9 protein-coding genes are annotated in these 12562 nt (G+C 72.1%); 8 read left to right on the top strand and 1 reads right to left on the bottom strand.

Annotation, left to right across the window (positions count from 1 at the left end; translation table 11 throughout):
- Positions 1-326 precede the first annotated feature (326 nt).
- On the bottom strand, positions 327-2075 hold the full coding sequence (locus ACFYOH_RS30660; RefSeq protein ID WP_388632141.1) for a dolichyl-phosphate-mannose--protein mannosyltransferase: 1749 nt from the start codon (positions 2073-2075) through the stop codon (positions 327-329).
- A gap of 124 nt (positions 2076-2199) precedes the next feature.
- Here ACFYOH_RS30660 and rsmI point away from each other — a divergent pair, with 124 nt between their 5' ends.
- From rsmI to ACFYOH_RS30620, 8 genes are all read left to right on the top strand, one after another.
- On the top strand, positions 2200-3048 hold the full coding sequence (gene rsmI, locus ACFYOH_RS30655) for a 16S rRNA (cytidine(1402)-2'-O)-methyltransferase (RefSeq protein WP_388632139.1): 849 nt from the start codon (positions 2200-2202) through the stop codon (positions 3046-3048).
- 345 nt (positions 3049-3393) lie between these two features.
- On the top strand, positions 3394-3795 hold the full coding sequence (locus ACFYOH_RS30650) for a hypothetical protein (protein WP_388632136.1): 402 nt from the start codon (positions 3394-3396) through the stop codon (positions 3793-3795).
- Positions 3796-3842: 47 nt separating this feature from the next.
- A complete protein-coding gene (locus ACFYOH_RS30645) occupies positions 3843-4739 on the top strand; it encodes a TatD family hydrolase (RefSeq protein WP_388632134.1) in 897 nt (298 codons plus the stop codon).
- 151 nt (positions 4740-4890) lie between these two features.
- Positions 4891-6237, top strand: coding sequence for a ubiquitin-like domain-containing protein (locus ACFYOH_RS30640; protein WP_388632132.1), 1347 nt, complete (start codon positions 4891-4893; stop codon positions 6235-6237).
- A gap of 103 nt (positions 6238-6340) precedes the next feature.
- A complete protein-coding gene (gene rsmA / locus ACFYOH_RS30635; RefSeq protein ID WP_388632129.1) occupies positions 6341-7210 on the top strand; it encodes a 16S rRNA (adenine(1518)-N(6)/adenine(1519)-N(6))-dimethyltransferase RsmA in 870 nt (289 codons plus the stop codon).
- A complete protein-coding gene (locus ACFYOH_RS30630; protein ID WP_388632127.1) occupies positions 7207-8100 on the top strand; it encodes a 4-(cytidine 5'-diphospho)-2-C-methyl-D-erythritol kinase in 894 nt (297 codons plus the stop codon). Before rsmA ends, ACFYOH_RS30630 begins: the two co-directional genes overlap by 4 nt.
- A 188-nt stretch (positions 8101-8288) precedes the next feature.
- On the top strand, positions 8289-10097 hold the full coding sequence (locus tag ACFYOH_RS30625; RefSeq protein WP_388632124.1) for an ABC-F family ATP-binding cassette domain-containing protein: 1809 nt from the start codon (positions 8289-8291) through the stop codon (positions 10095-10097).
- Between the two features lie 311 nt (positions 10098-10408).
- Positions 10409-12313: a PQQ-binding-like beta-propeller repeat protein gene (locus ACFYOH_RS30620; RefSeq protein WP_388632121.1), complete on the top strand. Its 1905-nt coding sequence runs from the start codon at positions 10409-10411 to the stop codon at positions 12311-12313.
- Positions 12314-12562 lie beyond the last annotated feature (249 nt).

The raw sequence follows: 12562 nt of genomic DNA, 5'->3' as shown, positions 1-12562 counted from the left end.
GAGCCCGGCTTTTCCCAGGTGTTCGGCGATCCAGCGCCGTCGTCAGTAAGCTCGCGCCGCTGAACCTGCTGCTGGCCAGCCGGATCCCTGCTAGAGCCCGACTGGTGGCCGTGGGTGTGCCGCTTCCCCCAGTCGTTCCCCACACGGCTCGGTGGAGCAGGAAAGAGCTGATCAGGACACCTAAAGCTAGCCCGCTGTAAATCTGCCGGGGGCCACGTCTGGGCCGTCTCTGGGCCGTCCGAGGGTGGCCAACGGTGACCGCTAACGACGAACAACGACCACGAGGGCACGGCCGACGGCCGTGCCCTCGTGGCGCGTCTGTCCAGCTAGACCCAGGTGTCCAGCCACATCCGCGACCGCCAGGAGTCGATCGGGATCGCGGTGCCGGTGTACAGGGGCCAGAAGTAGATGAAGTTCCAGGCGATCAGCAGGACCAGGACGCCCGCCGCCGCCGCGCCGATCACTCGGCGGGTGTCGGAGGAGCCCGGTGGGCCGATGATCGCGCCGATCAGCATGGCCACCGCCAGGCACAGGAACGGCACGAAGACGACCGCGTAGAAGAGGAAGATCGTCCGCTCCTGGTACAGGAACCAGGGCAGGTACCCCGCCGCGATGCCGCACGCGATGGCACCGGCGCGCCAGTCGCGGCGGAACCCCCACCGCCACAGCACGTACAGGATCGCGAAGCAGGCCGCCCACCACAGCAGCGGCGTGCCGATCGCCAGCACCTCACGGGCGCACTTCTGGCCCGCGTCCGCCGGGCAGCCGTCGGCGCCGGGGTTCGGTGACTCGTAGAAGTACGACACCGGGCGGCCCAGCACGATCCAGCTCCACGGGTTGGACTGATAGGTGTGCGGGGAGGTCAGGCCGACGTGGAACTTGTACACCTCGTGCTCGTAGTGCCACAGGCTGCGCAGCCAGTCCGGCAGGAAGGTCCAGCTGCCGCCCCTGCCGTCGGTGGCCGCCCAGTTGCGGAAGTAGCCGCCGGTGCCGTCCGCCGGGGAGAGGATCCAGCCGAGCCAGGAGAGCAGATAGACCGCGATCGCCACCGGCACCGTCGCCAGGAAGGCGATGCCCGTGTCGTACTTCAGGGCCGCCGTGTACGGGTGCCGCGCGCCGGCCGTCTTGCGCGCCCCCACGTCCCACAGCACCGCCATCACACAGAAGGCGGCCAGGATGTACAGGCCGTTCCACTTGGTGCCTATGGCCAGGCCCAGCATCAGCCCGGCCATCCAGCGCCATGGGCGCAGGCCGAAACGGAACCTGTCGGCGACGTGCCAGTCCGGGCGGACCCGGCCGTCGGCGGCCACGGGCAGGGCCGCGGCCAGCCTCTCCCGCGACCGGTCCCGGTCGATGACCAGACAGCCGAACGCGGCCACCACGAAGAACATCAGCACGCCGTCGAGCAGCGAGGTCCGGCTCATCACGAAGTGCAGGCCGTCCACCGCCATCAGCGTGCCCGCCAGGCAGCCGAGGAACGTCGAGCGGAACAGCCGGCGCCCGATCCGGCACAGCAGCAGCACGCTCAGCGTCCCGAGCAGCGCCGTCATGAACCGCCAGCCGAACGGGTCGAACCCGAACATCAGCTCGCCGAGCCCGATGACGTACTTGCCGACCGGCGGATGCACGACGTACGCCGCGTCCGTCGGGATGGCGAGATGGCCGTGCGTCCGCAGCACCAGGTCGTTGGCGTTCTTGTCCCAGTTGACCTCGAAACCACGGTGGACGAGCGCCCAGGCGTCCTTGGCGTAGTACGTCTCGTCGAATATCACCGCACGCGGGCTGCCCAGGTTCCAGAACCGCATCAGGCCCGCCGTCAGCGTCACCAGCAGCGGACCGCCCCAGCCCGACCAGCGGGTGATCCGCTCGGCGAGGACCGGCGGCACGCCGAGCACCTGCCACAGCCGGGGGCCCGGCTCGGCGTACGGGGGCACCAGCCGGCCGCGTACGTCGCCCGAGGGCGCGTCCTTGGCCGGTACGTACCCGAATCGGCGCAGCCGCTGCTGCCACGACGGCCGCTGGTCGTGCGGCGCCTGGCCCTGCCGGAGGTCCATGGAGGACGCGGTACTGGTCACTCGCGCCATGGTAGGGAACCGTTCTGTGCGAGTCCCGTGCATGTGGGGTACCGGTCGGGATGTGGTCGTTCTCCCGGGTGCGGGGGCGGGCCGCGCGAGGGCCGGGGGCTGGGAGGATGGGGGTGTGACTGGAACCCTTGTCCTGGCAGGTACCCCCATCGGCGACATCGCGGACGCGCCGCCCCGGCTGGCTGAGGAGCTCGCCGGCGCCGACGTGGTCGCCGCCGAGGACACCCGGCGGCTGCGCCGGCTCACCCAGGCCCTCGGCGTCACGCCCAAGGGCCGCGTCGTGTCGTACTTCGAGGGCAACGAGTCCGCCCGTACGCCGGAACTCGTCGAGGAACTGCTCGGCGGCGCGCGCGTGCTGCTCGTGACCGACGCCGGTATGCCGTCCGTCTCCGACCCGGGCTACCGGCTGGTCGCGGCCGCGGTGGAGAAGGACATCCGGGTCACCGCCGTTCCGGGGCCGTCCGCCGTGCTCACCGCGCTCGCGCTGTCCGGGCTGCCCGTCGACCGCTTCTGCTTCGAGGGCTTCCTGCCGCGCAAGGCCGGCGAGCGCCTGTCCCGGCTCCGGGAGGTCGCGGCAGAGCGGCGCACGCTGGTCTACTTCGAGGCCCCGCACCGGCTCGACGACACCCTCGCCGCCATGGCCGAGGTCTTCGGCGCGGACCGGCGGGCCGCCGTGTGCCGGGAGCTGACCAAGACGTACGAGGAGGTACGGCGCGGCCGGCTGGCCGAGCTGGCGGAGTGGGCCGCGGAGGGGGTCCGCGGGGAGATCACCGTGGTGGTCGAGGGGGCGCCGGAGCGTTCTCCCGAGGAACTGGACGACGAGGAGCTCGTACGGCGGGTACGCGCGCGTGAGGAGGCGGGGGAGCGGCGCAAGGAGGCGATCGCGGCGGTGGCCGTGGAGGCGGGGGTGCCGAAGCGGATTGTTTTTGACGCGGTAGTTGCAGCGAAGCGTTCCGCCGGGTGAGCCGGGGCCGGGCAGCGCCGTGAGGGCTTTGGTTTCGCGGCGGACCGCGGGTCCGTCGTGGCTTGTCGCGCAGTCCTCCGCGCCCCTTGCGGGGCGCTGCCCCCGGCCTGCCTGACAACCCCTCTGAGCAGGGCTGTTCTCGGGTGAGCGGGCGGCCCATGGGACGGCAAAGGGCTGTCGCCGATGGCAAAGGGAAACGCCGCCGATCGGGGCCTTTTCTGCAAGGAAGACTCAAATCGCTGCCAACACTCGACAGCCCTGGTGCGTTCGCGCTGGTGAAGGCGTCCACTGGTTGAAGAGACGCCCCGTTGCGGGGCGTTTGTCCAGCGGACAAGAGGAGCTGGCATGAGCGAGATCGCAGGGCAGACCGGCCTCCGTGGTACGCCCACCGCCGTCGTTCACGAGTCGTACTCGTTCGCCTGTATGCGATGCGGCCACGGCTGGGAGCAGTCGTACGAGATAGAGCACCACACGGACGCCGACGGGCACCAGTTCGTGCTGTACGTGGCCGACGGCCGGGTCGTGCCGTCGCCGCTGAGCCGGCCCGGCTGCCACAACTGCGACGGTCATGTCGTGCGGATCATGCGCGCGGGGCAGGTCTCCTCGGTGCGCGGGGTCGCCGGGCACCACCACGCCGTGCCGCAGGCGGGCCCGGTCGAGGCCCCTCAGGTGCCCGCGGAGCCCCGCGAACCGCACCACTGGCACCTGTCCGATCTTCTGCACCCGTTCCAGCGCAAGGCCGGCTGAGCGGATCACCGGACGGTGCGGGCATGGCCCTTTCGTAGGATCGGGGCATGCCTTCGAACGCCGGCCAGACCTCCAAGGGCGACAAGAACGCCGCACCGCCGCTTCCGCCGCCGCTGCGGGTTCCGGTCGCCGACTCGCACACCCACCTCGACATGCAGTCCGGCACGGTCGAGGAGGGCCTCGCGAAGGCGGCGTCGGTGGGGGTGACGACCGTCGTCCAGGTCGGCTGCGACATCAAGGGCTCGCAGTGGGCCGCCGAGATCGCCGCCGCCCACGACAGCGTCCACGCCACCGTCGCCCTCCACCCCAACGAGGCCCCGCGCATCGTCCACGGCGACCCCGACGGCTGGTCGCGGCAGGGCGCCCGGGAGCCGGGCGGCGAGACGGCGCTCGACGAGGCCCTCGCCGAGATCGACCGGCTCGCCGCGCTGCCCCAGGTGAAGGGCGTCGGCGAGACGGGGCTGGACCACTTCCGCACCGGCCCGGGGGGCAAGGCGGCGCAGGAGCGGTCCTTCCGCGCCCACATCGAGATCGCCAAGCGGCACGGCAAGGCACTCGTCATCCACGACCGGGAGGCGCACGCCGACGTCCTGCGTGTCCTGAAGGAGGAGGGCGCCCCCGAGCGCACCGTCTTCCACTGCTACTCCGGCGACGCGGAGATGGCGGAGATCTGCGCCCGCGAGGGCTACTTCATGTCCTTCGCCGGCAACGTCACCTTCAAGAACGCCCAGAACCTGCGGGACGCCCTCGCCGTCGCCCCGCTGGAGCTGGTCCTCGTGGAGACCGACGCGCCCTTCCTGACCCCGGCGCCGTACCGCGGGCGCCCCAACGCGCCGTATCTGATCCCGGTGACCGTGCGCGCGATGGCCGCCGTGCGCGGCATCGACGAGGACGCACTGGCCACGGCCCTCGCCGCCAGCACCGCCCGCGCCTTCGGCTACTGAGTTCCGCGGTCCGCCGAGTCCGCGTTCGAGTGCTGGGCGCACGCTCGACGGGCAACAGTGCGTAGTCGCGTCGCTTTGGAGAGTGACGACTGCTCCGCTAGGTTCTGGGGGCCCGATCCGGACCCCTCTGGCATCTCTGGAGCGTGTCGGCGTGAGCAAGTCGCAGTACGAGACGTACGAGCCGTACGGCCATGACACCTCCGTGCACAACGCGGAGACGCTGCCCTGTGGGCTGTACCGGGACACCTACCGGCCCGCTTACGAGGCGCAGGCCTACTTCGTCACCGAGCCGGTGCCGTCCCGCCAGGTGGTGAGCGTGCCCGAGCCGGTGCACGCGGAGGACCCCGGACCACCCGAGGGCGCGGACGGGCATGCCGGACGCCGGCGCAGGGTCGCCGAGCGCCACGAGTCCGCCGTGCGCCGTCTGCTGCCGCAAGCGCTGGTCGTGGCCTTCCTCGCCGGCGGCACCACCGCGTTCGTCGCCCAGGACAAGGCGATCGAGCTCACCGTCGACGGCCGGCCGCGCACCCTGCACACCTTCGCCGACGACGTGCACGAGCTGCTTGCCGAGCAGGGCGTGCGCGTGGGGGCGCACGACATGGTCGCGCCCGCCCCCGGCGCCGCGCTCAGCAGCGGAGACGCAGTCGCCGTGCGCTACGGGCGCCCCGTCCGGCTCACTCTGGACGGCACGCGGCGCGAGGTGTGGACGACGGCGGACACCGTGGAAGGGGCGCTGGACGAGCTGGGGGTGCGTGCGGAGGGCGCGTACCTGTCCGCCTCGCGCTCCCAGCCCATCGGACGCGCCGGGCTCGCGCTCGACGTGCGCACCGAGCGCGCCGTCACGATCATGGCCGACGGCCGGACCCGGTCCATCCGCACCAACGCGGCCACCGTCCGCGAGGCCGTCGAGGAGGCCGGGATCGGCCTGAACGGCCAGGACACCACCTCCGTCCCGCCCGACAGCTTCCCCCGGGACGGGCAGACGGTGACCGTCCTCCGGATCAGCGGCATGCGGGAGGTACGCGAGGAGCAGATCCCGTTCGAGACCGAGCGGACCGAGGACCCCACCCTCTTCAAGGGCACCGAGGTCGTCGCGCAGCCCGGGCAGCCCGGACTGCGCCGCGACACCTACCTCCTGCGCACCGTCAACGGGGTGCGCGACAGACCGCGCCGGGAGACCTCCGAGGTGGTGCGCGAGCCGCGCAAACAGATCGTGAAGGTGGGCACCAAGCCCCTGCCGGCCTTCGCGGACGGCGGCGACGACCTCGACTGGCACCGTCTGGCCGCCTGCGAGTCCGGCGGGCGCCCGGACGCGGTCGACCCCTCCGGCACCTACGGGGGCCTCTACCAGTTCGACGCCCACACCTGGCACAGCCTCGGCGGCTCCGGCCGCCCCCAGGACGCCTCGGCGGCGGAACAGACCTTCCGCGCGAAGAAGCTGTACCGGCGGCGGGGGTCGGCACCTTGGCCGCACTGCGGGAGACGGCTGCACGGTTAGCCCCGCTGCGGGGCGCGGTTGCATGGTCAGCCCCCCCCTTCGGGGCGCTCGCGGCGCCGAGCACCTGGCGAACCGGTCGGGCAGACCCCCGTACCCTTGTCCCGTGAGCAGCCCCACCCCCGACGCCCTCCTCGGCCCCGCCGACATCCGTGAGCTGGCGGCAGCGCTCGGTGTCCGACCCACCAAGCAGCGCGGCCAGAACTTCGTGATCGACGCCAACACGGTCCGCCGTATCGTCCGCACCGCCGAGGTCCGCCCCGACGACGTGGTCGTCGAGGTCGGCCCGGGGCTCGGCTCCCTCACGCTCGCGCTGCTGGAGGTCGCCGACCGGGTCACCGCGGTCGAGATCGACGACGTGCTCGCCGCGGCCCTGCCCACGACCATCGGGGCGCGCATGCGGGCGCGCGCCGACCGGTTCGCGCTCGTCCACTCCGACGCGATGCACGTCACCGAACTGCCCGGCCCCCCGCCGACCGCGCTGGTGGCGAACCTGCCCTACAACGTCGCCGTACCCGTGCTGCTGCACATGCTCGACACCTTCCCGAGCATCGAGCGCACCCTCGTCATGGTGCAGTCCGAGGTCGCCGACCGCCTCGCCGCCGCACCCGGCTCGAAGGTGTACGGCGTGCCGTCGGTGAAGGCCAACTGGTACGCCGAGGTGAAGCGGGCCGGGGCGATCGGTCGTAACGTCTTCTGGCCCGCGCCGAACGTCGACAGCGGCCTGGTCTCGCTGGTCCGCCGGGCCGAGCCGATCAAGACGACGGCCTCCAGGAGGGAGGTCTTCGCGGTCGTCGACGCGGCCTTCGCGCAGCGTCGCAAGACCCTGCGGGCGGCGCTCGCCGGCTGGGCCGGGTCCGCCGCCGAGGCCGAGGCAGCGCTGGTCGCGGCCGGGGTCTCGCCGCAGGCGCGCGGGGAGTCGCTGACGGTGGAGGAGTTCGCGCGGATCGCCGAGCACAAGGAGTCCGGCAAGTGAGCGTCACGGTACGGGTCCCGGCCAAGGTCAACGTCCAGCTCGCGGTCGGTGCCGCGCGCCCCGACGGCTTCCACGACCTCGCCAACGTCTTCCTCGCGGTCGGCCTGTACGACGAGGTGACGGTGACCCCGGCGGAGGAACTCCGGATCACCTGCGCGGGCCCGGACGCCGCCGAGGTCCCCCTTGACCGCACGAACCTCGCCGCACGCGCCGCGATCGCGCTGGCCGCGCGCCGGGGCATCGAACCGAACGTCCACATCCACATCGCCAAGGACATCCCGGTCGCCGGTGGCATGGCGGGCGGCAGCGCGGACGGCGCGGGCGCACTGCTCGCCTGCAACACACTGTGGGGCACGGGGGCTTCGCGGGCCGAACTGCTCGCCATCTGCGCCGAGTTGGGGAGCGATGTCCCGTTCAGCCTGGTCGGCGGCGCCGCACTCGGCGTCGGCCGGGGCGAGCGACTGACCGCACTGGAGGTCGGCGGCACCTTCCACTGGGTGTTCGCGATGGCCGGGCGCGGGCTGTCCACCCCGGCCGTCTTCCGCGAGTTCGACCGGCTGGCACAGGGGCGGGAGATCCCCGAGCCGGTGGCCTCGGCGGACCTGCTGGAGGCGCTGGCGAAGGGCGACGTGGAGGCGCTGGCGGCTTCCGTCTCCAACGACCTTCAGCCCGCGGCCCTGTCCCTGTTCCCGGAGCTGGCGGACACCCTGGAGGCGGGGCGCGGGGCGGGTGCGCCGGCCGCGCTGGTCTCCGGGTCCGGGCCTACGACGGCGTTCCTCGCGCGTGATGCCGGGTCGGCGGAGAAGGTGGCGGCGGGCCTGCGGGCGTCCGGCACGTGCAGATCGGTGCGGACGGCGGCGGGGCCGGTGGCGGGGGCGACGGTCCTCTGACGGCGGGGCTCGGAGGGTCTCGACGTCCACCGCGACGGAGTGCGGAACGGTCCGCGGACGAGGGATCGCGTCACCACAAGGAGTGACCATCCCCTCGCAGTCCGTCCCCACCTCCCGAGGCCCTACGCTAGAAGGCTGACCCACGCGGCGGAGCCGCACGCCGACACAGCCCCGCGCACAGGAGTGAAATGGCCGTCAACCTCGTCAATGTCGAGAACGTCAGCAAGGTGTACGGCACCCGTGCACTGCTGGACGGCGTCTCGCTCGGCGTGTCGGAAGGGGACCGGATCGGGGTCGTCGGACGCAACGGCGACGGCAAGACCACCCTCATCCGGATGCTCGCCAAGGTGGAGGAGACCGACACCGGGCGCGTCACGCACTCCGGCGGGCTGCGGCTCGGCGTGCTCACGCAGCACGACTCCCTCGACCCCGCCGCCACCGTCCGCCACGAGGTCATCGGTGACATGGCCGACCACGAGTGGGCCGGGAACGCCAAGGTCAGGGACGTGCTGGCCGGGCTGTTCGGCGGGCTCGACCTGCCCGGCTTCCCCAAGGGGCTCGACACGGTCATCGGACCGCTGTCCGGTGGCGAGCGGCGCCGGATCGCACTCGCCAAGCTGCTCATCGAGGAACAGGACCTCCTCGTCCTCGACGAGCCCACCAACCACCTCGACGTCGAGGGCATCGCCTGGCTCGCGAAGCACCTGCAGAACCGCCGCTCGGCGCTGGTGTGCGTGACCCACGACCGCTGGTTCCTGGACCAGGTGTGCACCCGGATGTGGGACGTGCAGCGCGGCGCTGTGTACGAGTACGAGGGCGGCTACTCCGACTACGTCTTCGCACGCGCCGAGCGCGAGCGGATCGCGGCCACCGAGGAGGTCAAGCGGCAGAACCTGATGCGCAAGGAGCTGGCCTGGCTGCGGCGCGGCGCCCCCGCCCGTACGTCCAAGCCGCGCTTCCGCGTGGAGGCCGCCAACGAGCTGATCGCGGACGTGCCGCCGCCCCGGGACAGCAGCGAGCTGATGAAGTTCGCCTCCTCGCGGCTCGGCAAGACCGTCTTCGACCTCGAGGACGTCACCGTGCAGGCCGGGCCGAAGGTGCTGCTCAAGCACGTCACCTGGCAGCTCGGACCGGGCGACCGGATCGGTCTCGTCGGCGTGAACGGCGCCGGCAAGACCTCGCTGCTGCGTGCCATGGCCGACGCCGCCCGCACCGGAGGCGAGGAACAGCCGGCGGGCGGCCGGATCGCCGTCGGCAGGACCGTCAAGCTCGCCTACCTCTCCCAGGAGGTCGCCGAACTCGACCCGACCTGGCGGGTCCTGGAGGCCGTGCAGCGGGTCCGCGAGCGCGTCGACCTCGGCAAGGGGCGCGAGATGACCGCCGGGCAGCTGTGCGAGACGTTCGGCTTCGGCAAGGAGAAGCAGTGGACGCCGGTGGGGGACCTGTCGGGCGGTGAGCGCCGGCGGCTCCAGCTGCTGCGGCTCCTCATGGACGAGCCCAACGTCCTCTTCCTGGACGAGCCCACCAACGACCTCGACATCGAGACCCTCACACAGCTGGAGGACGTCCTCGACGGCTGGCCCGGCTCGATGATCGTCATCTCCCACGACCGCTTCTTCGTCGAGCGCACCACGGACCGGGTCTTCGCCCTGCTCGGTGACGGCACCCTGCGGATGCTGCCGCGCGGCATCGACGAGTACCTGGAGCGGCGCCGGCGCATGGAGGAGGCGGTCGCCGCGCAGGCCGCCGCCGCGGTGCCCAAGCCGGCCACGGCCGAGAAGAGCGCCGCCGACCAGCGCGCCGCCAAGAAGGAACTCCAGAAGATCGAGCGCCAGTTGGACAAGATCTCCGAGAAGGAGTCCAGGCTGCACGCCCAGATCGCCGACAACGCCACCGACTTCGCCAAGGTCGCCGGCCTGGACGCCCAACTGCGCGACCTCACCGGCGAACGCGAGGAACTGGAACTTCGCTGGCTGGAGTTGGCGGAGGACGCGTAGCGCGAGGGGTGCCCCCTGGCGTGAACCAGCCACCGCACACCCCCACTTCACCACCCCACCCCCCAACCGCCCCGCCGCCCGCCCCCGGCGCGCGGGGCCGTTGCGTGCGCCGCGTGAAGGGGGCGTGAAGGCGCGTAACGGCGGCATCACGGGCCGGTCGTCCCTTGGGAACAGCGGCGGATCCGGGCCCGTGTGCTGTCGGTGCCGGGTGATACAAAGGGCCGTCTGAGAACCGTCTGAGTAACGACCCAGGGTCCGTCAAGAACCTCAGGGCGTGGCGAAAAATCAGTGAACGAGGGGGAAGAGCGCTGATGACCCAGCCGCCCAACCAGCCGCCGCAGGGTGGATTCGGAGCGCCGCAGGACCAGCCGCCGCAGGGCGGCGGATTCGGCGCCCCGCAGACGCCACCGGCCCCGGGCGGTTTCGGCGCCCCGAGCGCCCCGTACAACACCCCGGGCGCCCCCCAGGGCGTACCCGGTACGCCCGGCGCACCCGGCGTACCTCCCACGCCCCCGCCGCCGGCCCAGCCGCCCGCCGTCCCGCCGCAGCCGCCCCAGCCGGGTTACGGCTATCCCCAGCAGCCGGGACCGTACGGCGCCCAGCAGCCGGGACCGTACGGCGCCCAGCAGCCGGGACCGTATGGCGCCCAGCAGCCGGGACCGTACGGCGCCCCCACCCCACCCGGCACCCCGGGCCCCTACGGCTATCCGCAGCAACCGGGGCCCTACGGGGCGGCGCCCCAGCCCGGGTTCGGGCAGCCGCAGCAGCCGCCGTACCCGGGTGTGCCCGGTGCCGCGCCCGGGGGGCGGCCCAGGGGGAAGACCGCGCTGATCATCGGTGCCGCGGTGGCCGCGCTGCTCCTCATAGGCGGCACGGTGTACGCGGTCACGAGCGGCGGGGGCAAGGGCGGTAAGAAGAAGCCGGTCGCCCAGCAGAGCGACGGCCGCGAGCCGTCCGGCTCCGGCTCGCCGAACCCGTCGAGCGGCGGTGACGACCCGGAGAACCTCAACGCGGGCCGGAAGGCCGGTGAGGCGAAGGTGCTCTGGTACAAGTCGGCGCCGGACGCGCCCGGTTCGGGTGCCGACGCGCCCGGCCTGTGGGTCACCGGCACGACCGTGGTGAAGGCGGCGTACAAGCAGGTCTTCGGCTACGGCGTCGGCGACGGCAGGCCCGCCTGGTCCCCGATCACCCTCCCGCAGAAGATCTGCGCGATCACCCCGCAGAAGTCCACTGACGACAAGGTCGTCGTGGCCTACGAGAGCGGCACCGGCGACAAGACCGAGTGCAACCAGCTGCAGCAGATCGACCTGAACACCGGCCGGAAGGGCTGGAGCGGCAAGGTCTCCGACGGCGCGCTGTTCGACAACGCGGTCGAGATCAACCTCTCCGTCAGCGGCAAAACGCTGATGGTGGGCCGCGGGGAGTCGGGCACGGCGTACGACATCGACAGCGGCAAGAAGCTGTACGACAAGGGGAAGTACGGCGGGTCCTGCTATCCGAGCGCGTACGCGGGCGGCGCCGGCCGGCTGATCCAGGCGTCCGGCTGCGCCGCGTACGCCCCCAACGAGCACGACGAGATCCAGGAACTGGACCCGGCCACCGGCAGGGTCAAGTGGAGCCTGCCGGTCAAGAAGGGTTGGCAGGTGACCAAGGTGTACTCCCTGGACCCGCTCGTGGTGTACCTGACCAACCCGGACAAGAAGGCCTGGAACATCTCCACATTCACCAAGGACGGCAAGATCCGCTCCCAGGTGACGGTCGACGAGAAGTTCGCCCCCCGCTGCGGCTTCCTCAACCGGGATCTGCAGGGCTGTCAGGGTGTCGTGGTCGACGCCGACACGCTGTACCTGCCGACGGACACCACGAGCAGCGCCAACGAGATCGTCGCCATCAGCCTCGTCACCGGCAAGGCGAAGTGGCGGGTCAAGTCTCCGGCCGCCGAGCCGATGTACCCGCTGAAGGCCGAGAGCGGCAAGCTCGTCGCCTATGTGCAGCCGTCGTACGACACGGGCGGCCAGGTGGTGTCGATCCCGACCACCGGCTCCTCCCACAGCACCACCAGGCTGCTGCAGAACCCGCAGGGCACCGCCGAGATCGAGGACACCTTCTTCGAGTCCGTCGTGGACTGGGCCGACGGGCGGTTCTTCATCTCCAACGGCCGGCTGTCCGGCGGCGACCAGACGAAGGAGAAGCTGATCATGGCCTTCGGCAACTGAGCCGCCGTACCGGGCGCTCCCGGTTCCGGCCCGCCAGTTCCGGCCTCTGCGCCGTCCCCACCGAATCCCTTCGCCGTCCGGCCGCTTCGGCCTCACCGAGGTACCCGTCCCATGACCCAGCCGCCCCCTCCGCCGCCCAACCAGCCCCCGCAGCAGCCCGGTTTCGGCCCCCCGAGCCCGAACCAGCCGCCACAGCAGCCTCCGCAGCCGCAGCCCGGCTACGGCTACCCGCAGGCGGCATCCGCCCCG

Origin of the sequence: Streptomyces sp. NPDC007856 (assembly GCF_042868225.1) — a bacterium.
In the GTDB taxonomy this organism is placed as follows: domain Bacteria; phylum Actinomycetota; class Actinomycetes; order Streptomycetales; family Streptomycetaceae; genus Streptomyces.
This window is presented reverse-complemented; position numbering and strand designations above follow the sequence as displayed.